23 protein-coding genes and 1 pseudogene are annotated in these 23,642 nt (G+C 64.4%); 9 read left to right on the top strand and 15 right to left on the bottom strand.

What is annotated here, in order from left to right; translation table 11 throughout:
* Positions 1 to 821: 821 nt before the first annotated feature.
* From ACIPRI_RS19845 to ACIPRI_RS19855, 3 genes are all read left to right on the top strand, one after another.
* A complete protein-coding gene (locus ACIPRI_RS19845) occupies positions 822 to 1,286 on the top strand; it encodes a single-stranded DNA-binding protein (protein ID WP_446623192.1) in 465 nt (154 codons plus the stop codon).
* An 89-nt stretch (positions 1,287 to 1,375) separates the two neighbouring features.
* Entirely contained in the window at positions 1,376 to 2,239 is an 864-nt protein-coding gene (locus ACIPRI_RS19850; protein WP_446623193.1) for a DUF932 domain-containing protein, read from the top strand.
* A 100-nt stretch (positions 2,240 to 2,339) separates the two neighbouring features.
* Complete coding sequence (locus tag ACIPRI_RS19855; protein WP_446623194.1) at positions 2,340 to 2,693, top strand: DUF7673 family protein; 354 nt, start codon at positions 2,340 to 2,342, stop codon at positions 2,691 to 2,693.
* A gap of 22 nt (positions 2,694 to 2,715) precedes the next feature.
* Here the strand turns inward: ACIPRI_RS19855 and ACIPRI_RS19860 are convergent, their stop codons facing one another.
* On the bottom strand, positions 2,716 to 3,057 hold the full coding sequence (locus ACIPRI_RS19860) for a helix-turn-helix transcriptional regulator (RefSeq protein WP_446623195.1): 342 nt from the start codon (positions 3,055 to 3,057) through the stop codon (positions 2,716 to 2,718).
* A 488-nt stretch (positions 3,058 to 3,545) separates the two neighbouring features.
* Here ACIPRI_RS19860 and ACIPRI_RS19865 point away from each other — a divergent pair, with 488 nt between their 5' ends.
* Positions 3,546 to 4,193 carry a hypothetical protein gene (locus ACIPRI_RS19865; protein WP_446623196.1) on the top strand — a complete coding sequence of 216 codons (648 nt, stop codon included), beginning with the start codon at positions 3,546 to 3,548 and terminating at the stop codon, positions 4,191 to 4,193.
* Entirely contained in the window at positions 4,186 to 5,280 is a 1,095-nt protein-coding gene (locus ACIPRI_RS19870; protein WP_446623197.1) for a relaxase/mobilization nuclease domain-containing protein, read from the top strand. The genes ACIPRI_RS19865 and ACIPRI_RS19870 overlap by 8 nt, the downstream gene beginning before the upstream one ends.
* Positions 5,281 to 5,748: 468 nt before the next feature.
* On the opposite strand, the gene ACIPRI_RS19875 is transcribed toward ACIPRI_RS19870, so the two are convergent.
* Positions 5,749 to 6,090, bottom strand: coding sequence for a hypothetical protein (locus tag ACIPRI_RS19875; RefSeq protein WP_446623198.1), 342 nt, complete (start codon positions 6,088 to 6,090; stop codon positions 5,749 to 5,751).
* A gap of 125 nt (positions 6,091 to 6,215) precedes the next feature.
* On the opposite strand from ACIPRI_RS19875, the gene tnpA reads away from it, so the two are divergent.
* From tnpA to ACIPRI_RS19895, 4 genes are all read left to right on the top strand, one after another.
* A complete protein-coding gene (gene tnpA / locus ACIPRI_RS19880) occupies positions 6,216 to 6,602 on the top strand; it encodes an IS66-like element accessory protein TnpA (RefSeq protein WP_446623199.1) in 387 nt (128 codons plus the stop codon).
* 32 nt (positions 6,603 to 6,634) lie between these two features.
* Complete coding sequence (gene tnpB / locus ACIPRI_RS19885) at positions 6,635 to 6,946, top strand: IS66 family insertion sequence element accessory protein TnpB (protein ID WP_446623200.1); 312 nt, start codon at positions 6,635 to 6,637, stop codon at positions 6,944 to 6,946.
* A gap of 104 nt (positions 6,947 to 7,050) precedes the next feature.
* Positions 7,051 to 8,613 carry an IS66 family transposase gene (gene tnpC / locus ACIPRI_RS19890; RefSeq protein WP_446623334.1) on the top strand — a complete coding sequence of 521 codons (1,563 nt, stop codon included), beginning with the start codon at positions 7,051 to 7,053 and terminating at the stop codon, positions 8,611 to 8,613.
* 36 nt (positions 8,614 to 8,649) lie between these two features.
* Positions 8,650 to 9,177, top strand: coding sequence for a hypothetical protein (locus tag ACIPRI_RS19895; RefSeq protein WP_446623201.1), 528 nt, complete (start codon positions 8,650 to 8,652; stop codon positions 9,175 to 9,177).
* 484 nt (positions 9,178 to 9,661) lie between these two features.
* On the opposite strand, the pseudogene ACIPRI_RS19900 reads toward ACIPRI_RS19895, so the two are convergent.
* The 13 genes and pseudogenes from ACIPRI_RS19900 to ACIPRI_RS19960 form a co-directional block, all read right to left on the bottom strand.
* Positions 9,662 to 10,105: pseudogene (locus ACIPRI_RS19900) on the bottom strand (transposase); the annotation flags it as partial.
* Positions 10,090 to 10,491: a YaiO family outer membrane beta-barrel protein gene (locus ACIPRI_RS19905; RefSeq protein WP_446623202.1), complete on the bottom strand. Its 402-nt coding sequence runs from the start codon at positions 10,489 to 10,491 to the stop codon at positions 10,090 to 10,092. The gene ACIPRI_RS19905 and the pseudogene ACIPRI_RS19900, both read right to left, overlap by 16 nt.
* Positions 10,488 to 10,883, bottom strand: a complete 396-nt coding sequence (locus tag ACIPRI_RS19910; protein WP_446623203.1) for a response regulator transcription factor — start codon at positions 10,881 to 10,883, stop codon at positions 10,488 to 10,490. The genes ACIPRI_RS19905 and ACIPRI_RS19910 overlap by 4 nt, the downstream gene beginning before the upstream one ends.
* A 137-nt stretch (positions 10,884 to 11,020) precedes the next feature.
* Entirely contained in the window at positions 11,021 to 12,031 is a 1,011-nt protein-coding gene (gene add / locus ACIPRI_RS19915; protein WP_446623204.1) for an adenosine deaminase, read from the bottom strand.
* Between the two features lie 67 nt (positions 12,032 to 12,098).
* The gene (locus ACIPRI_RS19920; RefSeq protein WP_446623205.1) at positions 12,099 to 13,547 is read right to left on the bottom strand and encodes a patatin-like phospholipase family protein; all 1,449 of its coding nucleotides are present in this window, start codon (positions 13,545 to 13,547) and stop codon (positions 12,099 to 12,101) included.
* Positions 13,548 to 13,638: 91 nt separating this feature from the next.
* The gene (locus tag ACIPRI_RS19925; RefSeq protein WP_446623206.1) at positions 13,639 to 14,037 is read right to left on the bottom strand and encodes a hypothetical protein; all 399 of its coding nucleotides are present in this window, start codon (positions 14,035 to 14,037) and stop codon (positions 13,639 to 13,641) included.
* A gap of 55 nt (positions 14,038 to 14,092) precedes the next feature.
* Positions 14,093 to 15,511, bottom strand: a complete 1,419-nt coding sequence (locus tag ACIPRI_RS19930) for a DUF1254 domain-containing protein (protein WP_446623207.1) — start codon at positions 15,509 to 15,511, stop codon at positions 14,093 to 14,095.
* Positions 15,512 to 15,527: 16 nt separating this feature from the next.
* Positions 15,528 to 17,993, bottom strand: coding sequence for an arylsulfatase (locus tag ACIPRI_RS19935; RefSeq protein WP_446623208.1), 2,466 nt, complete (start codon positions 17,991 to 17,993; stop codon positions 15,528 to 15,530).
* 5 nt (positions 17,994 to 17,998) lie between these two features.
* Entirely contained in the window at positions 17,999 to 20,506 is a 2,508-nt protein-coding gene (locus tag ACIPRI_RS19940; protein WP_446623209.1) for an arylsulfatase, read from the bottom strand.
* Between the two features lie 29 nt (positions 20,507 to 20,535).
* Complete coding sequence (locus ACIPRI_RS19945; protein WP_446623210.1) at positions 20,536 to 21,372, bottom strand: hypothetical protein; 837 nt, start codon at positions 21,370 to 21,372, stop codon at positions 20,536 to 20,538.
* Between the two features lie 469 nt (positions 21,373 to 21,841).
* Complete coding sequence (locus ACIPRI_RS19950; RefSeq protein WP_446623211.1) at positions 21,842 to 22,354, bottom strand: hypothetical protein; 513 nt, start codon at positions 22,352 to 22,354, stop codon at positions 21,842 to 21,844.
* 40 nt (positions 22,355 to 22,394) lie between these two features.
* Positions 22,395 to 23,162 carry a DUF2092 domain-containing protein gene (locus ACIPRI_RS19955; RefSeq protein ID WP_446623212.1) on the bottom strand — a complete coding sequence of 256 codons (768 nt, stop codon included), beginning with the start codon at positions 23,160 to 23,162 and terminating at the stop codon, positions 22,395 to 22,397.
* On the bottom strand, positions 23,162 to 23,542 hold the full coding sequence (locus ACIPRI_RS19960) for a hypothetical protein (protein ID WP_446623213.1): 381 nt from the start codon (positions 23,540 to 23,542) through the stop codon (positions 23,162 to 23,164). Before ACIPRI_RS19960 ends, ACIPRI_RS19955 begins: the two co-directional genes overlap by 1 nt.
* Between the last annotated feature and the right edge of the window lie 100 nt (positions 23,543 to 23,642).

The following is a 23,642-nucleotide window of genomic DNA, read 5'->3' on the forward strand; positions in this document are numbered from 1 at the left end:
GAGTGAGTGACGTGTGGTGGCGGATGCGGTGTCGCTCCTGATGCCCGGTCTCGGTAGGCCAGGGCGTGTCCCCGCTGCGCGGGGCCGGGCTGTTGCGCTGCGCGTCGAGCCACCGGCGATGCCGGCGTCTCGCCCCTGACGGGCTGCCATCCCTCACGCGACACGGCCAGGCCGGCGCAGCCGGCTGAAGCACGCGGCGGCCGTTTCCCGTGCCCGGGGATCGCGGGCCCTGATTCCTTCACGCTGCGCGTGAACGAGGCCTGCTTGGCGAACTGGCCGGCTTGCAGGTCGCTGCGCTCGCTGCGGTGCTGGCCAGATCGCCACCCCGGTCACCCGCCATGCCCGGTGCCGGGCCGCTGAATGCCGGATTCAGAGAAGTGCTCGCAGCGGCTCGACCGCCGCGCCAGTCGCTCGCCTTCGGCTCCCTTGGTGGCACGTCGGCCGCGGAGCCGCCGCTGCTCGTGGGCGTTCGGTCGCCTTCGCTGCAACCGCTGCGCCAGGCAAGCTGGCACATCGGCCGCTACGCTGCGTCGACCACGGGGGCAGCCCGTGCGCCAGTCGTCCCACCGCGATCCCCCCACAAGCCCCCGTCACTGGGTGAGGGGGACTTGTGGGGGGATCTTCAAGCGGTGGGCCGGGAAACCGGCGCACTGCTTCGGCTGCGAAAAACCCCACCCATCCCCAACCCCTTCCCGTGAGGGAAGGGGCCATGCCCACCCCCCGCCCGCCCGTGGGCGGGAGCGAGGGAGTCCGAGCGAGAGGATCAGTTTTCAGGGAACCCGGATCGGGGCCCGGCTGATTGCTCTCGATTGGAGTACAGCATGGCAAACGTCCAAGTCATCCAGCGACACGCGCACCTGGTAGGCGCCGTCAAGCTCGAATTCGTCAACGGCCGAGAGGGCAAGATCGCCAGGGCGGTGCTGACCGCGATCAGCAACACGCGGCGCGGTTCGGGCGAGACGCGCGAGGAGGCGTCCACCGCGATTCAGTGGACGCTGTGGGGCAAGCAGGCCGAGAACGCGGCCGAATACCTGGGCAAGGGCTCGCACGTCAACATCGTGGGGCGGCTACGCAACAACAACTTCGAGAAGGACGGCGAAACCGTCTACGGCATGGCGTTCACGGCCGAGGAAATCGACTACCTCGACAGCCGTGCCGAATCCGAGGCGCGCCGCAACGGTGGCCACGGCGCCGAAGGCGGCGCGAGCAGTGGCGAGCAAGCCGCGCCGGCCGGCACCACCCGCAAGCCGAGCAACGCGCGCCAGCCGGTGCATGCCGACGCATGAACCCGCACCGGGTGGGCGCCATGTTGGTCAATCGGCCACTGAACCGCGCCTGCCCTTCGAGCCTCATTCAACGATCGAAGGAAATCATCATGTACTCGACTCCGACACTGGCCACCCGCTTTGCCCCCAACACCCGCATGATGCGAGGCGACCTGCCCCTGAGCGAAGACCAGATGCGTGCCGCGGCGCCGTCCATCTTCGCCGAGGGCAAGCACGCGAGCCGCTCCGAGCGCTACACCTACATCCCCACCGTCGATGTCCTGCGCGGCCTGCGCAAGGAGGGCTTCGAGCCCTTCATGGTCGCCCAGGGCGCCAGCCGCGTGCAGGGCAAGGCGGAGTTCACCAAGCACATGATCCGCATGCGCCACGCCGGACAAGTGCAGACCCGACCGGAGGCGAACGAGATCATCCTCATCAACAGCCACGACGGTGCCAGCTCATACCAGATGCTCGCCGGCATGTTCAGGTTTATCTGTTGCAACGGCCTGGTGGTGGGCGAGGTGGTGGAGGACATCCGCATCCCGCACAAGGGCAACATCCAGCGCGAGGTGATTGAAGGCGCCTTCCGCGTTCTGGACGAATTCGAGGCCGTGAGCCAGCATACTGAGGCGATGAAGGCGCTGCCGCTGGAGCCACGCGAGGAGATCGCCTTCGCGACCGCCGCGCTGGCGCTGCGCTTCGGCGAGCGTGGTGTAGAGGAAACCGGTGGGCACCGGCCCGCGCCGGTCACGGCCGAGCAACTGATCGAGGCGCGCCGGCCCGAGGACCTCGGCCACAGCCTGTGGACCACTTTCCAGCGCGTACAGGAGAACGTGATCCGTGGCGGCCAACCTGGTCGTAGTGTGCAGGGTCGCCGCTTGCACACGCGCCCTATGGGCAGTATCGACCGCGGGGTGAGCCTGAACCGGGCGCTGTGGATGCTGGCCGAGGAGATGCGCAAGCTCAAGGCCTGACAGGTTGGCGATGACTTTCCGGTGGAAGTCATCGCCTCCGGTGCGACCGGCCGGCCCGACCATCGGGCTGGCCGTCTCTCAAGAACCCGAGGAGCTTCAAATGAATCACAACGCCATCGATGCCGAGATCGCCTCTTACGACGCGAGATCCCGTCAGGCCACGCAGAACGGCGCCCGGGCTTTCGCGCGGCTGCTGAAGCTGGCCGAGGAGCGCGACTCTGGCCAGATCCCGCGCATCGCGCGCTTCCTGGCCGCGACGTACAACGGTCAGGCCTTCCAGTTCGACCTGTTCGAGCTGCGTGCCGTCGACATCGCCATCAGCGACGACATGCTCAGTTGCCTGGACGCGCTGCGCTGGGGCCGGGCCGACCTGCACAGGCTCATCCTCGACGGTGATGCGCGCGTGCGCGCTGTGATCGAGAGTTGGGGCCTGCGCTGGCCGAACGACACCTGAGCGCCGAGCCGAGGCGCGCGACTCAGGCCGGGCGCCCGTCCAGGCGATCGGCGATCCATGATTGAACGGCGCTCTCCGGCCAGGTCGCGGTGCGTCGCCCGGCTTTCACGGAGCGGGGGAAGACGCCCCTTTGCATTTGCTCGTAGATCGCCGACCGGCGCAGCCCGGTGAGGCGCTCGACTTCAGGAAGTCGCAGGAGCCTGTCGGGCGCGCGCTTCGCAGTGCGCGCCACCAGCAGCGTTGAATCGGCGCGGAGAAGCGTGAGCGCTTCTTCCAGCAGATGAGCGGCTGCCTGCAGGTCACGTTGGGCCGCATTGTCGGCGGCGAGGCGTTGGCTTGATGCGTCGTCGGTATGAGCTCGCATGTGACACCACCTTTTCGGTTTCCGCAACTGCGTCCAATGCCGCTGCGGTACATCCATAGGGTGCCTGGGATGTCCGGTGGCGCCAACCTGTTGGCGCAAGGCGAGCGTGTCGAGACGTAGCAAGTGCAGAAGATATTTGGGCTGTCGCTGACTGGCGCTGCGCGCGCGACCGCGAGACCTTCGGCATGCCGAACACCGATCGGTTGATCGCGGTGAGCATGACGGCCGCCGGCCGACGTGAAACTTGACGCTGACCAAGGCCTGCCACGCGATCGCTGCCACGCTGATCCGATAGCGAAGTGTTCGGCATGTCGAACATCTGCATGGGAGGTTGCGGGTTTCGGCATGCCGAACACTTTTGCGTGTGTGCCGGCGCGAGATGTCGGGGAGTGTTCGGCATGTCGAACAAGATCGATGTCGAGGCCTGGGTTGGCGCATCAGCGGCTGCGATGTGAGCAGTCGCGCGGGCGATCGAACGAAGTGTCGGCATGCCGAACGCGGAGTCCTTGTGCGGTGTTGAGGGCAGGATAGACTGGCGTCAGACATTGTTTACACCCTCGGTGTTTGTAGTGCTCAACGCTCCTCGATCCGCCGTGATCTCGATGCGGTTGCCTCCCGATGTGAAGGCAAGATTCGCCGCGCTGGCCGCGCGTCATCAGCTCACCGAGTCGGGCCTGCTCTCCAAACTCATCGACGAAGTGCTGCGTTGGAACGCACCAGGCCCAGTGGTTTCAGCGCTGGCTGCCGATGTGCGTGACGCCGCGATGGACGCTGCCTCCGAGGACCGCATCACGCTGCGCCTTCGCCATGGCGATCGCACGCGTGCCGCAGAGCGCGCTGGCGCGCGGGGGATGAGGACCGGCACGTACCTGGCGCTTCTCATCCACAACCACGTGTGGGCCTCGGAGGTGCTGCCGCCGCAGGAGCTGGACTTGATCAAGGCGGTGGGTGCGCAGCTGGCGGCCCTGGGCCGGCAACTGCGAATGTTCGACATGCCGAACACCTTGGCCGAACCCGCAACATCGGAGCTGCGTGATTTGCTCGCGCATGTGCGCCACGACGTTGAATCGGCGCGCGAAGCATCGGCGGCGTTGGTGCGCCGCAACCTGATGAGCTGGGAGGTGCGTCATGCCTAAGCGGATGGTGAGATCGTGCCCATTGGGTGGCGGCGATCGTGACCTGGCGCTGGACATCGTGAGCCATGGCCGGTGCGGTCCTGGCGGTGTGCTGCGTTTTGGTCCGGAGCAGATCCAACAGATCAAGCGCACTGTCAGTCGCACGCCCGAAGTGATGGTGAAGGTCTCTGGTGGCGGCCGCGACTTCGGCGGTGTCCGCGCCCACCTCAAGTACATCGGTCGGCACGGGAAGCTGCCGTTGGAGACGGACGAGGGCCTCATGGTTCAAGGCAAAAATGCGGCGCTGGAGATCGCGCAGGACTGGCATCTCGATCAGTGTCGCAGCCAGTACCGGTCGAAGCCCGCGGATGGTGAGAAGGACACGCGGCCAAAACTCGCGCACAACATCGTGCTGTCGATGCCCGCGGGTACACCGCCGGAGAAGGTGCTGGCGGCAGCGCGCATCTTCGCGCGCGAGAACTTCGGGCTGCAGCACCGGTACGCGATGGCGCTGCACACGGACCAGGCGCACCCCCACGTGCACTTGGTGGTCAAGTGCGAACATGAGTACGAGCCGGGCAGGCGCCTGTACATCCGCAAGGACACGCTACGCCGCTGGCGTGAGCAGTTCGCTGAACTGATGCGCGAGCAGGGCGTTGCTGCAAATGCGACGCCGCGGCAGATCCGCGGCCAGGTGCACCGACCGCAGCGCGACCCCATCTACCATCGGTTGCGGGCGATGCGTGCGTTCGGGCAACTGGATGCCATGGTGTGCAGCCAGCGCGCCACGCCAAAGCCGTCGACCTTCATGCGCGACAAGGTGCTGGCGATGGTCAGCGCACTCAAGAGCGGGGCGGGCGTGCTCGCGCAAGGAAAGGACACCTTGCAAGGCACGCGCGACGCGGTCACCGACGACTGGCAGGCAACCGCACAGACGCTGCGGCGCCAGGGATGGGGCGACCTGGCGGCGCAGGTCGACCGATTCATGGCACAGATGCCGCCGGTGCAGACGGATGGGGAGCGGCTGGCCGAGCAATGGCGGGTCTGGCAGCGCACGCCCACGCCGGAGCGCTCGCGTCCTCGTGTACCCGATGAGCGAAGTCGATAGGGAGCTTGCTTTCGTGGTCGCAGGAAAGCAGTTACGGGCCGCTTTCTCGATCAGGCGCGAAATCTCGTGCGTGCACGTCGACGACCTGCTCCTCACCTTGGAAGCTGCCCGACGTCGGTGGTCAAACAGGTGAACGACCAGCGGCGGCTTCTGCGTACCGCCAACTCACGCGGCCGACTCGTTGCTGTACCGTTGGTTCGCGACGGCGTACTACAGCTCCAGACTGGTTGCTGCCGTTCCAGCGGGAGAGCGGTGCATTCCGCAAAGGGGCGGATTGCCGACTATCACTAGTCCCTTCGACGTAGCGTGCGACTGGCAACGGACGTCACCCAGTGAAGTGCCAGTCTTGTCGGTCTAGTGATGGACCGGAGGGATTCCCGAATCCCGATAAGGATTTAGGTCCGATCGGGAGTTTCGCATCAGTCGGTCCAATCGCCGGTCGGGCTGACGTGACCACGGGAGACCCAGCTACTTCGGACCTACCAACGCCCCGTCAGCGGGACTTCTCTTGATGGCAGCCACCTGAGCATTGAGCGCGGGACCAATGCCCATGACGTGGTGCTGGAGGCGATCGAAGACAGTCTTCGTGTATTCGTCGGCCCATCGAGCGGCATACTGATTTCCCTTGTACTGGAATCCCATGAACTTGAGTCCATGAGGCTGGCTACCGTCATCGACAAAGCTGACCGACGTGTTCGCCCCGATCACGCTTCGGTGCTTGGAATGATTCACCAGCGCGGAGAGATGCTTGATCTCCGGGTCATCAAGGAACTCTTTTCCCCTGTCCTTGAGGTCTCCAGGCGGGAGCAAGTTTTGAATCCGCGAAAAGTGCGTAAGCGTGGCCTCAAGGCCCTCTGGCGAGTTCGCGTGGGGGTGAGCAGGATCGCCTGATCTGCTCACACTTGGATGTGTGCATTTAACCGGTACGTGCACACATGAACAAGCGAGTCACTTCGGGCAAGGACACTCGGCGCAAGCACAGCGAGGAGCTCAAGCAGGAATTGGTCGAGCGCAGCCTGGTGCCCGGCGCGTCGGTTGCCGCTATCGCGCAGGAGCATGGCATCAACGCGAACCTGCTTTTCAACTGGCGCCGACTTCGCCTGCGCACGGAGGCCCCAGCAGTCGGTGGAGCAGCGCCTGCGACGCTATTGCCGGTGACGGTGCAAATGGAGCCCCCGGCCAAGAGCAACAAGGCCATCGCGCCGCGCCCTTCAAGCGGCGTAATCGAGATCGACGTTGGTGCCACGCGTGTGCGGCTGCGCGGTGCAGTTGACGAAGCCAGCGTGCGCTGCGTGCTGCGCCTGCTGGGTGCCATCGCGTGATCGGTCTCCCGTCGAACACGCGTGTGTGGATCGTGGCCGGCCACACCGACATGAGGAAGGGCTTCGATGGCTTGGCTGCGATGGTGCAAACGGCGCTTGCGGCCAATCCATTCTGCGGCCACGTCTTCGTCTTCCGCGGCAAGCGAGGCGACATCCTGAAGGTGCTGTGGTTCGACGGCCAGGGCCTGATGCTCCTAGCCAAGAGGCTCGAGCGCGGCCGTTTTGTCTGGCCCCAGGCCATGTCCGGTAGTGTCTCGCTCACATCGGCGCAACTCTCAATGCTGCTCGAGGGCATCGATTGGCGTATGCCGGTGCGCACGCACGGGCCGTTGCTCGCTGCTTGATTCCGAGCGCGCTGACAGCGCACTACTGGATGAGAATTTCTCCGGTGTAGCACCGATGTTCGACGTGCCATGCGCACGGCACAGTGGATGACGTGACGACGCCGATCAACGACTCCACCACACCCCACACCGTTGAAGGTTTGCTGCGAGTGGTAGAGGAGAGAAATGCCGAAGTGGTGTTTCTCAAGTTGATGGTCGACAAGCTCAAGCTGCAGTTGCTGCGCGGCCTTCGGGCGCGCTTCGGATCGTCCAGCGAGCAGCTCGATGACCCTCAAATCACCCTGATTCACGGTGAACCACTGTATGAACACGCGGTGCCCATGGCGAGCGCCAAATCCGACGCGGCCAACGCGCCGCAGATTGATCGCAAGCTCCCGGGCCACCTGCCGCGGGAGACTCAGGTGTACCGGCCCGAGACAACCTCCGATCACCATGACGCAAACGATCAGGCCTGTGGCTGCACCGCCTGCGGCGGTCGTCTTCGTCTGATCGGACACGACGTCTCGGAGCAACTGGAGTACGTGCCCTCGCGCTTCAAGGTGATCCGCCATGTGCGGCCCAAGCTCGCGTGCGTGGCGTGCGAATCGATCTTCCAGGCATCGGCGCCGAGCCGGCCGATAGCGCGCGGCGTGGCCGGCCCCGGGCTGTTGGCCAACGTCCTGGTCTCCAAGTTTTGCGATCACATTCCACTTCACCGCCTGAGCCGCATCTACGCGCGCGACGGCGTCGTCATCGACCGCTCGACCATGGCCGGGTGGGTGGGCCAGAGCGAGAAGCTGTTCGAGCCGCTGGTGGCCGCGCTCGGGCGCTATGTGCTGGCCAGCGAGAAGGTGCATGCCGATGACACGCCGGTGGCCGTGCTCGATCCCGGTCGCGGCCGCACCAAGACCGGCCGGCTGTGGGTGTACGTGCGCGATGACCGGCCGGCCGGAAGCACGCAGCCGCCTGCGGCCTGGTATCGCTATTCGCCCAACCGCAAGGGCGAGCATCCGCAGGCGCACCTTGCGAACTACAGCGGCATCCTTCAAGCCGATGCCTACGGCGGGTACGGCAAGATCTACGCAGGCGGGCGTGTCGTCGAGGCATCTTGTTGGGCTCACGCGCGTCGCCCGTTCTGGGATCTGCACGAGAGCCAGGGCTTCGCGCCCGGTTCGATTGCCGAGCAGGCACTGCAGCGCATTGCGGCGCTGTACGCGATCGAAGCCCAGATCCGTGGTCAGCCGCCCGACGTGAGACGCCAGGTGCGGCAAGCCCGCGCCGGACCGCTGCTGGAAGACCTGCGTGCTTGGCTCACCAGCATGATGGGCAAGGTGTCGACGAAGTCGGAACTCGCCAAGGCGATTGGCTACTCGCTGACGCGGTGGAAATCGCTCACGCGCTACCGCGACGATGGTCGCATTGAGATCGACAACAACGCGGCGGAGCGCGCCCTGCGCGGTGCGGCTCTTGGAAGAAACAACTACCTCTTCATGGGCTCGGACGCCGGAGGTGAGCGGGCCGCGGCGATCTACAGTCTGGTGGAAACGGCCAAGCTGAACGGGCTCGATCCGCAGGCGTACCTGCGCGATGTACTCGCACGCATTGCCGACCATCCCATCAACCGCATCGACGAGTTACTGCCGTGGAACATCGGCGGGTACAACGTTGAGCAACGACTGGCAGCCTGAACACGCGACGCGGCTGCGCAACGAAGGAAGACGAGAGTGATCCTGCAAGGCACCGACCCGCGGATGATCGAAGCCCTCGAGGGCGCGAGCAGCTTGCAGCTCTACCAGCTCAAGGCATTGATCGAGGGCATGCTGGCCGACCCACGCCGCGGCATTGCCGCTCGCGCGAACCTTCATCTTGGCCAGTCTGTGCAATTCGTCGATTTCCGCGACGGTCAGATGCGCCGCGGCAAGATCATCGCCATGAGGGACACACAGGCAACGGTGCTGGAAGAAGGCACCAAGCGAACCTGGAAGATCCCATGTCTGGCGATGCAGGGCTATCACGGTGCAGAACGTCGCGACGAGCAAGCTCCCTATGAGCCGCCGCCGGAACCCGTCAGGGCGACAACCCATACGCGCGAGTTCCAACGCGGAGACACCGTGACGTTCGACGATCGGGACGGTCGCAACATCACCGGCGTGATCGTGCGCATAAACCAGCGCACGGCCACCCTCGGCACCGGTGATGGCGGGACTTGGCGGGTACCGTTCCATGTCCTGCGCCGTGTGCTCGACGTCTGAGTTCGACCTCTTCACCAGTACGTGTCAAGAGGGTCTTGAGGCCGCGCTTACAAAAGTGCACATCAGAGGGCAGTAGCTCCCCGATGTTCAACGCGGAATAGATGACAAAGCCCAAAGTGTCCAGGACCGCGTGCCCGCACTGCATGAAAGCGACAAGGTGAGCTTCGGCTTCGAATTTCCGCTCGTGGAAGTCTTGTGATTCCGGGTCTGAATTCGGGAAGACGTACTTCTGCATCACTTCGAGGGTTGGCGCCTCCAAGGCTGGGCCCACCAGTCGTTGGACTTCCTGGTAGTGATATTTCATGTACGCCATTCGCTTCACGATGGACTGACCACAGTCCCATGCATCTTTGGCCTTTTCATCACCGTGGACCCGCTCCACGCCCTCACGTAGCTCCCTTAGGGTCCAACGGACATCGGACCGTTCGGGCTGGGGGTGATGAAAGGTGATCTGCTTCATGCTATTGATCCTGCAGCAAGGAGGCTAGAAGTGGATCTTCGAGCCACCAAATAGTTCTGCGACGAAAGTTGATTGACGTGAAGAGATGCCGCTGCGCGATGGCAAAGGCGCGCGCGTCCAGCGGAACACCGTGCCATCGGTCCACATGCGGTGGAGGATGATGGCGAGCTTGCGTGCCACCGCGATCACCGCGCGCCGGTGACCTCGCGTCTTGGCCAGCCGCATACCCAAGGCTTTCAGTGACGACCATTGCTCGTTGCGCGTGAGTGGCGAGTGCGCCGCCACATAAAGTGCCGAGCGAACGTCTGCGTCACCGGCGCGCGAGATATGGCCGGGCTTGTAGCTCTCGCCGGACTGGAAACGCCTGGGCGTGAGTCCGAAGTGCGCAGCCACGGTGCGGGAGGACTTGAAACGGCTCGGATCGTCCACGCCCGCCTTGAACGACAAGGCAGTCACTGGGCCGACGCCTGCCCTCCATGCAGCAACCAGGAGGGCGCGAATTCGTACTGAAGCGCCGCCGCCAGCGAACTGCGCGCCAGAAAGCTGGCACCGGGACACAGGCTGCCTTCGATAGAGGCGGCCACGCGCCCGGTCAGCGGCCGAAGGTAGAAGGCGGCAGCGCTGACGTCTTCGACACCGAAGCGCTTCACGTCGTGCAGCGACACGCCCAGGTACTCCCGGGCGTCGAAGCGGTGCGAGATGTCGATGCCCGTGTCCTGCCAGTCGGGCGAATCATTGCTGAGCGACTCGCGTGAATAGCCCAGTTCGAGCGAGGTCGGCAACTTGGCGGTCTGGGCGCCGGCCGGCAAGGGGGTGCTCAGTGCCAGCGCAACGCCAGCAAGGACACACCTCACGACACCACTTTCGTATGGCGTCGCACGCGAGCCATGAGCTCGTTCGGTGCAAAAGGTTTGTGGATGTAGTCGCTCGCGCCGGCATCGAGCGCCCGCACCGCGTCCTGCTCGCGCGTCTTGGCGGTCAGCATGAGTACCGGAACGGCGCGCCACGCCGGTGTCGCGCGGATCAGCTCCACCAGTTGGAAGCCATCGACAAAGGGCAGCATCACATCGAGGAGCACGATGTCGACCGGCGGCTGGGTTCGAATGAAGGCATCGGCGCTGCGGCCTTCACGTTGCAGGGCGACCCGGTAATGCTCGCGCTCGAGCATGAACTGCAGCAGATAGGCGATGTTCTCGTCGTCCTCGACGACCAACGCCCCGGGGCGGATCGGTTGGATTGAATTCATCTCGATGGGGATTTTGCAATGGGATGTAGGGTCTCGGCGCGGCGACGTTGGATTCGAATCCAACGATCATTTCAAAAAAGGTCTATTGACCGAAACCAAGGTCTGTCGAGAACTAGTCAGCCTGCAATGGGGTGACTTCACCAGTTCGACAGCGCCTGGATCAGGCTCGCCTTGGCGTCGGTATTGGCGAAGCTTGCATCAATTGAATTGCGCGCCAGCGCTCGAAGGTCATCCTCCGACCAACTGAACGCCTTGCTGCACAACGCGTACTCGCCCATCAGGCTGGCCCCCAGCAAGAGCGGGTCATCAGTATTGATCGACACGGCGACGCCGGCACGGCGCAGACGATCGATCGGGTGGTTCTCGATAGAGGGGTAGACACCCAATGTCAGATTGGAAGTTGGACAGATGCCCAGCGGTATTTGCCGATCGACCAACAATTCGATCAGCCCGGGATCTTCGATCGCCCGCACACCGTGATCGATGCGATCGGCACCGAGCAGTTCGATGGCGTCCCTCACACCCTCGGGGCCGCTGGATTCGCCAGCGTGCACGGTGCGGCGCAGTCCGGCTGCACCTGCGCGCCGGAACGCCTCGGCGAAACGTGAGCTGGTGCGCCCGGCTGCAGCCTCGTTGCCATCGATCGAGAGCGCAACGACGCGCGGATGCCGCAGCGCCACCAGCGCATCGACTAGTTCGGCCGCCGCACCCGACGATTGCGAGCGCAGCAAGCTGACGCACAGGCCTACTGGCGGAAGCCCATCCTGTTCCGCTGCGGTGAAACCGGCATCGATCGAGGCGATCATGTCGGGCAGACGACCGTGCCATGCCTTCCAGTGGGTCGGGTTGACGATGACGTCTGCGTAGCCTGCGCCGCTCTCGGAGAGCAACTTGCTGAAGCCGTAGCTCAGTTCGGCCAGGCGGTCACGGGTCGACGCCAAGCCACATGCCCAATCGAGAAAGTGCAGGAAGTCCGCCAAGCCTTCGAACTGAAACAGGCGATCACGAGGTCTTGGCATTGGCACGCCGGCCTGCGCTGCCCATTGCTCGAGAACGCTCGGTTCGAAGCAGCCTTCAAGATGTGCGTGGACTTCTGCCTTCGGCAAGGCTCGTAGCCTGTCGATATTCGGGATCTGGGTGCTGGGCATTGAGGTACTCGGTCATGTGTTCGTCGTGTGGCGCCAGTCTCTTGCATCTGCGGTCCCACGTCATACGTCAGCGCGCATTCTCGCTATTGGATCGGGCTACCTCGCGCGTACCACCGAACTCGAGCAAGATCTCCTTGAAATCTTCCGACTCCCGCAGCAACCGGCCCGCCACCTCGCGCAATCGGTCCACGTCTGCCGCGGGTAGGACAAAGCTCGTGGGCAAGTTCATGAACGAGGCGCGCTCCTTCGCGTCGGAAATCTCGTCGAAACTCACGTCGAGCACGTGCAAGCTGACTTTCGGCACGCTCGCTTCCGCCTGGGCTACGCTGGCGCCTGCCAGGCGCGCACGATCGACCAGCAGTTCGCGGCGCCACCTGGCGGCCTCCGCGCGGTCCTTCATGAGCTCAACCGTCTCGAACGAGTACCGGTCGATGGGAACGCCTGAGGCTTGCAGCAGCTGAGCAACGAGGCTGGGTGGGGTCTCCTGGCGGTCCCAGTCGGTGCGGGGAGCCGAACGGGCGTTCACGACCATCAACACGATCCTTTGGACGACGCCGAAGTTGACCTCGCTGCGGAACCTCGCGCTTGCTTCGAGCTCCTCGAGCGCCTCAAGCACGCCGCGCACCCCGATGTTGTCGGCGACGCCGCCGTCAACCAGATGGATGTACGGGCGCTCCTGGCTGTTCTGGAAGGCATCCATCTCGCGATAACGCTGCAGCGCCCGCGCTGCCGGGCGGACACGCGATTTGGGATCGGCTACGTCGCGTACCCAGGCCGGATACTGGAAGCCGCAGGTGCCGCCATAGTTGTTGAATGTCACCGCCGAGAGAACCACCGGCACCGCCGAGGAGGTGGCGGCTGCGCGCGACAGGCGAACCTGGTTCAGGTTAGTGCAGAGCAGGTCGAAGTCGTTCTGAAAGAACGCGAGTCGCGAGCCCGTCGAGATGTCGGTGCCGGTCGCGATCGCGACCGGCCCGTCCTTGTCCAGCAGGTCGCCAAACGTCGCGCCCTCGAACAGGATCTGGTCGTAGTACGCGGCGGCAAGCTCCGAACGGCCAGCGCTGCCGCCGAGAAACTGCCACCAGTTCAACGGGTTCAAGCCGCGCCGTAGAAGCGTTCCCTCGACGTCGCGCTTCAGAAAGCGTTGCTCGTATTCGGCGAACAGGCGCTCCCCATAGAGCGCGTACGCGAGCGCGGTAAAACTCCCCCCCGACACGCCGGTGATCAGGTCGACCTCGTCGATCAATCGGCGGCGCTGGCCATCCACCGTGATCTCGGTACGGCGCAACTCCTCCAGCACGCCATACGAGAATGCAGCGGCACGCGTGCCGCCGCCAGAAAAGGAGAGCACGACCAACGAACGCGGGTCATTGTTCAGCCGCTTGGGGATCAGCAGGTGGGGCCTGTACCCCGCTGTCGGGTCCACCTGGGTGATGCGCTCGTTGATTGGCCGGGAGGCGCAGCCGGCGAGCACCAAGGCGATGAGGAGGCAGGCAACTAGGCGCACCGTGCTCATGGATGGTCTCTGGGCGCCACCGCCCAAGGCACTGGGGATTTCGCCTTGCACTTTTGCCCACATTGAAGTCTCGATCTGGCGCGCTTCAAGGCTAACGCCCGACCGTCTCTGGTCGCGCGCCGTACACGCGCGTGGCCAGCAGCAGCGCCACCAGCGCATGCTCGACAACGGCAGGCCAAAGCAGGAGTCCGGCGTAGTGCTGGGCGCCCCCCAACAAGCCCAAATAGACGGCCGCCAAGAGGTTGTAGACGACCACCGCGTGCAGGGCCGGGCGCGAGACCGCATCTGCGCCCGGCCAGCAGGCGATCACCAGCGCGAGCAAGCTCACCCCGAGCAGGCGGCCGTACGCAACGCCCGCCTCCTCAACGGCCGAGCCAAAGATCAACTGCGCGACCAACCCGGGCGCAAGCACTAGCGCGAGCGCCGTAGCGCCCTCCGCAACGAGGGAGAACAGCAGCACGTTTCGCCCGCTGAGCAATGAGGTGTTCATGGTTCGGTTCTCTCGAACGCTGCGTGCAGGTGTACATTGACCGGAACAACCGGCGTCATTGCACCTTTTTGACCGCCGGAATCTTGTAGGTGCCGTCCAGGGCCTCTTTCTTCGGTTGGTAGATGCGGACGGTCAAGTTAAAGGGGCCGCTCGGCGGACTGGGCAGCCAGTTGGCCTCTTTGTCCGCCCCCGGGGACTTGGCTTGGATGTAGACATCTAGCGATCCGTCGGGGTTGTACATGAGAGGCATCGACGAAAGGATCCCGTAACGCTCGGTGGCGTTGCGCACGTAGAAGTTCTCCCGATACGGCGAAATGGACCAGACCCCGCTTCCTGAGGGAGGAAGCCCGCCCTTGTCGAAATGCATGACGTACTTGCCGGCGCCGTCCAGCACGTTTCCGTCGCCGTCCATGAAGGCGCATGGGTAGGTAGCGTCGTCGGACGTCAGCGCGCCAAGTCCCAGCCAGGCAATGAGCGCGCGCGTTGTGTAGTCCGTGCCGTACCTGCCAAGATTGAGCATCGTGATCCAACCATTCTCGCCCTTCGCGTCATAGGGGCCTTCCGCCAGCTTCTTCCAGACTTCGAGAGGCGCCTTGTTGATCCCTTTCAGTACATTCGGATCAAGCTTGGTGGGGTCGAAATCCTTGCCGGGCTCGATGCCGAGCTTCTTGAGCTTCTCGATCGCGTCCGTGTCAGCGGGATAGGGAGGGTTTTCCTTCAGCAATGTCGCCAGTCGCCCGAAGAACATCTCGCCGGTCATCAAGCGCACCTGGTCGTAGGGCGTCGCCGTGGCGTCCGCGGCGGGATCGACTGGGACCGTGGCGGGCGGCGTGTACGGCTTTCCCCAAGCGCTGAGCGGGGTGATCTTCAACTGGTCCTGCAGGGCATGGATTTGCGGGAAGTCCTTGGGACTTGCGGCTGACATCTGCACCAGGACCCACGCATGGCGAGTGGAACTGCGGAAGGTCTGCTTGACGCCCGCGGGGGCGGCACCGTTCCAATTGGGACCAACGATCATGAAGTTACCGAACTTGGCTTCGGGGGTGCGCGTACCAGCGGAGAGGAAATCGTCGGTCCACATGTTCAGCGCTTGCACGACGATGTATCGCTCCTTGGTGTCGGGCACGGAAACAACCATAGGCTCCTTGTCGAGATCCAGGAAGCCGTGCGACCACAGTGAGTTCACACTGATCCGCACCACGTCCTTGAAATCCGGGCTTACGTAAGTGCGCAGGTGAGCGAACTGGTTGATTGGCGCCTTGTATTCGCCGGATTTCGACGCCGCCGTCATCACATCCTTCGTCACTCCCATCATCACCAGCGGGAAGCCATAAACGTATGACTCCATCGCACGGACATAGGAGATTCCTTCCTCGGCCTTTCCACAGCTACTGAGAGAGAGTGCCGCGGCCAGACTGACCGCGCCTGCGAACACTGCCTTGATGCAGCGCCAGGATCTGAACACTGAGTTCATGGGGTCCCTAGTTCAATTAGTCTCGTGTCTTCCACTTGAAGTCGAGGATCTGGGCGATCGTGCCCTTGATCGGCTTCTGCTCGACCGTGAGCTTGACGAGCTTGCCCGTGAAGCGGAATGGCACCTGGTAGTCTCGGTCGTCGATCGGCGTGCGCGTGTCGATGCCGACATCGAAAGTCTCATCCTCCGGGAACATGAACGGCAGCGTTTTCGGGATCTTCTTCGAATCGATCACCTGGCCGTCCACCTTCAGCGTTCCGCGGCCGCCAAGCCCGAAGCCGATGCCGTCGTACTCGAAGTCGAACACGAGCGTGTGCTTGCCCGGCGCGAGCGCGTCCTTGGCTTCCCAGCGGAAGCGCTCCGTGTCGACGTAGTTGTAGACGAACACCGGCTTGCCCTTGAGCAGATAGAAGCCCACCCCGCCGAAGCGCCCGCCGTCGGTAACCAGGATTCCCTCTGCGCCGCCTTGCGGAATCTCGACCTCTGCGGTGATCGTGAAGGAGCGGTCGAGAAAGCTCGGCGCACCGCCCTTGGGCGTGTTCGCGAGCTCACCGCTGTAGGTGAAGACATTGCGGCCACCCGTCGCGCTGGGCTTGGGCAGGATGAAGCGCGGAAGCGTGCGGTTGTCCAGCGGCAGCACGTTGTATTTCATCGCCTCCGACATGAAGGTCTTCTGCATTTGCGCGAGCTTGTCCGGGTACTTGGCAGCGACGTCCTCGGCCTGCGTGGGATCATCGTCCAGCTTGTACAGCTCCCATTTGTAGCCGTTCAGGATGTCCTTGGGTGGGTCCTGCGGCAGGCTCTCGAACGCCGCCCACGGCAGCACCGGTGGCGTGGTCGAAGCCATCCAGCCCTCGTGGTAGATACCGCGCATCGCCAGCATCTCGAAGTACTGCGTCTTGCGCGCCGACGGCGCGCTCGCGTTGGCCTTGTCGAAGGTGTAGGCCATGCTCACGCCTTCGATCGGCCGCTGCGGCACGCCATCGACAGTGGCCGGCGCCTTGATTCCGGCCGCCTCGAGGATCGTCGGCACGATGTCGATGACGTGATGAAACTGATTGCGGATGCCGCCCATGTCCTTAATCCGTTCCGGCCACGAGATCACCATGCCCTGCCGGGTGCCGCCGAAGTGCGAGGCGACCTGCTTCGTCCACTTGAAGGGCGTGCCGAATGCCCACGCCCAGCCGACCGCGTAGTGCGGAAAGGTCTTGTCCGAGCCCCAGTCGTCGTAGTGCTTCATCTGGTCCTTCAGCGAGACCACGACACCATTGAAGGTGGCGAACTCGTTGGGCGTGCCCTGCGTCGTGCCTTCGGGGCTGGCGCCGTTGTCGCCGCCGATGTAGATGACCAGCGTGTTGTCGAGCTTGCCCATGTCCTCGACGGCCTGGATCACGCGGCCGATCTCGTGATCGGAGTAGGCCATGTAGCCGGCGTAGACCTCGGCCTGGCGCGCCAGCATCTTCTGCTCGTCCTTGCTGAAGGAGTTCCACCTCGGCACGCTGTCCGGCCAGGCCGTCAGCTTTGCATTCTGCGCAATGACGCCCAGGCGCTTCTGGTTGGCAAAGATGCGTTCGCGCTCGACTTCGTAGCCGTGGTCGAACTTGCCCTTGAACTTCTCGACCCATTCCTTGGTGGGATGGTGCGGCGCATGCGTGGCGCCGGGCGCGTAGTAGACAAGGAAGGGCTTGTCCGGCGCGACGGTGTCCAGGCGATGCATGTAGTCGATCGCCTCATCCGCCATCGCGGTGATGAGGTTCCAGCCCGGCTTGCCTTCGTAGGGAGCGATCGTCGTCGTGTTGCGGGTGAGGTTGGGCTGCCACTGATTGGAGTCGCCGCCCAGGAAGCCGTAGAAGTACTCGAACCCCATGCCCACCGGCCACTGGTCGAAAGGGCCGGCCTGGGTGTGCATCCAGCCTGCGACGTTGTGGTTCTTACCAAACCAGGATGTCCCGTAGCCGTTGTCCCGCAGGATGGTGCCGATCGTCGCGGTGTCCTTCTTGATGATCGAGTCGTAGCCGGGAAAGCCAGTCGCCCCCTCGGCGACGATGCCGAAGTGCACCGAATGGGGGTTCCTGCCGGTGATGAGCGCGGCGCGGGTCGGCGAGCACAACGCAGCCGAGTGGAAATGCGTGTAGCGCAGGCCACGCGCGGCGAGCTTGTCCATCGTCGGCGTCGGGATCGTTCCGCCGAATGTGCTTTCGGCCGCGTAGCCGGCATCGTCGAGCAGGATGAGCAGCACATTGGGTGCGCCCTTAGGCGGCACCGTACGCGGCGGCCACCACGGCGTCGAGTTGGCGGCGGTCTTGTTGATCACCCCGCCGAACTTCTGCGCCGGCGCCGGCAACGCACTCGATGTCACTGGCGCGGAGTACGCTGGCGAGCCGGCCTTCACGCTACCCGCCTGCGCGTTGACCGAGACGTGAACGACCGCAGCGGCGACGCCGGTGAGGATCGCGGTCAGAATGATTTGGCTTTTCTTCATGGATGTCACTCCCGGCCCTGCTTGGCGATTTTCATACCCTGCTCATCCGCGGGCGCGAGCTGGGGCCGGTCGAGCGTGAGCGTGACCTTCGCCAGCCGGCCGTTGAAGCTGAATGGCACCTGATAGTCGCGGTCGTCCACGGGCGTGCCGGTATCGGAGCCGATGTCGAAGGTCTCGTCCCACTGGAGCGTGATCGGGATCGTTCGCTCCATCTTGCGGCTCGCCACGAGCTTGCCATCGACCTTGAGTACGCCGGTGCCGCTCCTGCCGATGCCGCTCGTGTCGTTCTGCGCAAGCGTGGCGAAGCCCCGGCCGTCGTACTGGAACTCGAACTCGAGCACGTGCTTGCCGGCGGAGAGCGCTTCGGCGCCTTCCCAGCGCACGCGTTCGAGATCGAGCAGGTTCCATGTGTAGACCGGCTTTCCTTTCAGGAGGTAGAGGCCCCAGCCGCCGAAGCGTCCGCCTTGCGTGGCAATCACGCCTTCACCTCCACCTTGCGGCACCTCCACCTCCGCGCGCATGCGGTACGAAGTTCCGAGTAGCTGGGGTGCGCTGCCCATCGGGATGCCGGTCAGCGGACGCCGGTAGGTGAAGTCGCTTCTTCCCGCCGTTGCGCTCGGCCGAGGCACCACCATGCGCGAGGCAAGGGTGTTGTCGAGCGGGAAGACCTGGTACCTGGCGGCTTCCATCAGGAAGAGCTCCTTCAGCTCCTTCAGCTTGGCCGGATTGGACGCGGCGAGGTCGTTCGACTGCGTCCAGTCCTTGCCGAGGTCGTACAGTTCCCACTGGTAGGCGTTCATCACGTCTGAGGGCGGCGTGGCGCCGAGTGCCCAGGGCGGGCTGATGGGGCGCGTGTTCGCGTACCAGCCCTCGTGGTAGATGCCACGGTTGCCGAACATCTCGAAGTACTGCGTCTTGCGCGCCGAGGGCGCGTTGGCGTTGGCCTTGTCCCAGCTGTAGGCCATGCTCACGCCCTCGATCGGCTTTTGCCGTATGCCGTCCACGGCGTCCGGGGCAGTGATACCGGCCGCCTCGAGGATCGTGGGCACGATGTCGATGACGTGATGGAACTGGTTGCGGATGCCGCCTGCGTCCTTGATTCGGGCCGGCCACGAGATCGCCACGCCATTACGCGTTCCGCCGAAATGCGAGGCGACCTGCTTGGTCCATCTGTATGGCGTCGAGAAGGCCCAGGTCCAGCCGACCGCCATATGGTTGTAGGTGCGCTCCGATCCCCAGCTGTCGTAGTAGCGCTTGAGTTGTTCGGCGACTGGCACCTCGACGCTGTTGAACTGCGCCACCTCGTTCGGGGTGCCGACCGGCGAACCCTCGGGGCTCGAGCCGTTGTCGCCGCTGACATAGATGACGAGCGTGTTGTCGAGCTGACCCATGCGCTCGATGGCTTCAATCACGCGGCCGATCTCGTGGTCGGTGTAGGCCAGGTAGGCCGCATAGACCTCGACCTGGCGCTCGAAGAGCTTCTTCTCGTCAGCGCTGAGTGCGTCCCACTTCTTCAACTCGTCAGGCCACGCTGTGAGCACCGCGTCCTGCGGGATCACGCCGAGCTTCTTCTGGTTGGCGAAGATCTGCTCGCGCAAGCTGTTCCAGCCCATCGAGAACTTGCCCTTGAACTTCTCGATCCATTCGGGCGTGGCATGGTGAGGTGCGTGCGTGCCTCCCGGTGCGTAGTGGACGAAGAAGGCCTTGTCGGGAACGGTCTCGTTCAAGCGCTTGATGTGCGCGATCGCGTCGTCGGCCATCGCGGTGGTCAAATTCCACCCCGGCTTGCCCACATGGGGATGGATCGGGTCCGTGCCGCGAAAGAGGTTGGGCTGCCACTGGCTCGTGTCGCCGCCGACGAAGCCATAGAAATAGTCGAAGCCCATGCCGATCGGCCACTGGTTGAAGGGGCCGGCCTGGCTCGCCTGGAACGCGGGCGTGTTGTGGTTCTTGCCGAACCACGAAGTGGCATAGCCGTTCTCCACGAGCATTCGGCCTATCGTCGCCGTGTCCCGGCCGATGATGCTGTCGTAGCCCGGGAAGCCCGTGGACATCTCCGAGATCGTGCCGAAGCCTGCCGAGTGGTGGTTGCGGCCGGTGAGGAGGGCAGCGCGCGTCGGCGAGCACAGCGCCGTGGTGTGAAATCGCGTGTAGCGCAGCCCAGTCTGTGCGATCCGGTCGAGCGTCGGTGTCGGGATCACGCCACCGAAGGTGCTCGGGGCGCCAAAGCCGACATCGTCGGTCATGATGAGCAGCACGTTCGGCGCGCGCTTTGGCGGAACGATCGTTGGCGGCCACCATACCTTCGAGTCCTTGACCACCGGCTTGATCTCGCCGGCAAACTGCGGAGGGATCGGCGGGACGGCCTTCGATTGCAGCGATTCGCGGTGATGGGCCGAGCCGGGCGCCGCCGGCCCGCTGTCGCCGCCGATGGTGATCGGCACGATGAATGCCGCGACCACCACCGCGGCGACTACGCCGAGGGCCACGGGCAGGACGATTTTTCTTCGCATGATCTTGCTCCGCAGGTGCTTGGCGCAGGTCAGAATCGGAACGTCGCGCCGAGGGCAAGACCGCCGAAGCTGAGGTCCTGCACGAGCTTGCCGCTGCCCTGGTCGACGGAAAGGTAGCGATATGCGAGCACCGCGTCGCCCCACTTGAACGTGTAGGCCACGCCGAGCAGCCCTTGCCAGGTCAAGTTGGACGAGCCGGTGCCTACGTCGAGGTAGTAGGGGAGCGACCAGGGTGTCGTGCCGAGCCTGACCCGTCCGCGCACGCCCACGATCGCGTCCAACAGATCTTCCTTCTGCGAGATGCTGCCGGTGCGCGGAAATGTCTGCGCCCCGCCTTGCGGCCCGGCCACCGTGGCACTCAGCTGCCAATCGGTCGAGGCCTTCAGGCCGAAGTAGCGAAAGCCGCCGAAGACATCCAGGTTGCCTTCCGGCGATTGCACCGCCGCGTAGCCGCCAGCCAGCGTCCAGAGCAGTCCCTTGATCGACGTGCTGCTGCCCGAGTTCAGCGTGGTGCCGACGACCGACCCGCCGAAGTTGACCGACTTGACCGAGCTGTCCTCTCCGGAGAAATCGAGCGCGACCACATCGGTGAAGATGGTCCAGCGGTCCTTGCGCGCCTCGCCGGCGAGCATCAGCGCGAAATCGAGGTTCGACAAATAGTCGTCGGCGTCAACGCCGACGCTCGGGCGACCGGCGGCTCCGGGCGGGACGCCGTAGTTGAGCGTTCCCTTGACCGCGGGCAGCCAAAGATAAGGCGTCAGCGAGAAGGCCCAGCCCTCGACCGGCGCCTGCTGTGCGCGGGCCAGCGATGGAACGATCAACACCAATCCGGTCAATGCCCCGGCAAGCACGCTTCGTTTCTTCATTCTCGAGACTTCCTCACGATGGCTGGCCATGGGCCGTTAATGGTCAACAGCGAATGAGGCGATCACCTGCGCACTGAACGCCGGGCGGTGCCTGTGTTTCCAACCGCGCCAGGCTGGTTGATGCCAGGATCCACCGCACCGACACCCGGTGCACCGACGCCGATCCCGGGTTTGGCACCGACCCCCGGTGCCCCGACACCGACCCCGGGTGCGGCGCCGACCCCCGGTGCCCCGACACCGACCCCCGGCTTGCCGACGCCCACATTACCGGCCGCTCCGGGCTGGTTCAGCCCGGGATCCATCCTGGGATTGCCCAGAGCCCCCGGCTGGTTGATTCCCGGGTCGCGCGCGTGCAGCGCGTCGGGCAAAGTCATGGCCAGCGAAACGACCGCCAGCACGATTGCTCACCTGTTCGCATTGGTTTTCGTCGGCTCAGCTGCGACTCGCCGGCCGACCCACGAGGGCGCGTTCATGGTTGCACCGCCACATAGACGAGGTTGTTGGCCTGAAACCCGGCGCGGTAGTACGTGTTGCCGCACTTCTGGTACTCAACGCCTCCTTTCGACGTCGGTGCGCAGCCGGGGGGCAACGCGGTCATGGTGTGGCCGGGCGCCGCCGCCGCGGCCTGCTGATGGGCGACCGCCTGTTGCTGCTTGGCCACGGCGGCCTGTTGGTCGGCAGTCGCGGCCTGCTGCTGCGCCACGGCCTGCTGCTGCTGCGCAGTCTGCTGCTGCTTCTGTGCGGCCGCCTGCTGCTGTTGCGCACCGGCCGTGGCGGCGGTGGTGGCCTCCACCGCCACAACGCGGCGCGTCGTCCGCCGCGCCACGCCGGCGACCGAGACGGGGGTCAGCGGTGCGCCGACGATTGCCATGGCATCCTGTCCGAGCGTCAGCCCAAGCGGCGCGTCTGGCGAGTATTCCGCCCCGAACAGCAGCAGCGTCGCAACAGCGGCAAGCGCGCACGCCTTCATGTGTCTATTCATCGCAGTCCTCCATGCTTCCATTGGTTGGCTGTTCCGCTGGCTAGAGCGGCAGGAAATCAACCTTCTTTGCATCCTTCGGCGGCTTGAAGGTGAACAGGCCTTCGTTGAACGTCGGTGCGAGGTTCCAGCGGGTGATGACGACCGAAAATTGCGGCGCATTGACAATGTCGCGCGTGGTAATCACGATCTTGCGCGGCAGGGGCTGCCTGCCCTCCTGGATCCAGATCTGCCAGTCGACATGAGGAGACCGGAAGGCGAGATGGTTGCAAAGCGCGCCCTCGACAATTCCCCTGCCTACCACGAAGCCGTCGGTCACGTCCTTCATCAGGATCTCGAACGCGTTCCTGTAGAGAAAGTCGCCGCCGGGGGCGACGATGTCCAGCTTCTCGCGTGCGAAGTCGAGCATCTCCTCGAGCGTGCCCGGCGCGGCGACGGCGGCGTAGTAGCGCTGGCTGGGGTTGTGCAGCATCAGGGACTTGCCGTCGTAGTAGAAAGCCTGGTCGATCAAGTCGCCCACGCGCTTGGCATAGAGCTTGTTCGGGCGCTGCACGGCGAAGGTCACCGCGCTGTCGAACTGGACCTTCTGTCCCGAGGTGAGGACCACCTCGATCGTGCTGCGCGTGTCCGCGCTGAATTGCTTCTGGCGGCCGAGGAAGGCCATGGAAGCCTCCAGCGCCTTCTCGGCCTGAGGGTCAATGCCCGCGGGTTGCCCGAAGGCCAGCTGCGGCAGGGTGGCCGAAGCCAGCACAAGCGCGAGGGCCGTGGTCAGCCGCGCTGCGCACCGGCGAAAATCAGTCATACGCATCATCAAACTCCTCTAGTCAACGAGCCGTTGTTACCGCCTTTGCACGCACGGCGTACCGCCGCCCGCAGCTCCCGGTCACTGATCGGGCGCTCCAGAAAGTCGGTCGCCTCCATGCGCGCGATGTCGACAGCCGTCCTGAATGCCGTATGCGATCCGATGGCAATCATTGGCAGCCCCACACCCTTGTGTCTCAATCTGAGCAAGATCCCCAACGCGCCCTGCTCAGCGGGCTCCACCGATGCGATGAGGCAGGCCGCCCCGCCGGTCGGTGGTTCGGCAAGCAGTGGGTCGACGTTGTCCAGAAAAACGACCGCGTCCACGCTGCGCGCGAGCACCGACTCAATCCACTTGCATTCCTCGGAATCCGGATCGATGACATACACAGTTGTTCCCATCGCATTTCGCCCAGATGGGGCACCAAACGATGCGCGCCGGTACACACACAACGGTTGCACGCATCCAGAACGCCCTTGAGGAGACGAT

The organism is Variovorax sp. LARHSF232 (genome assembly GCF_052871435.1).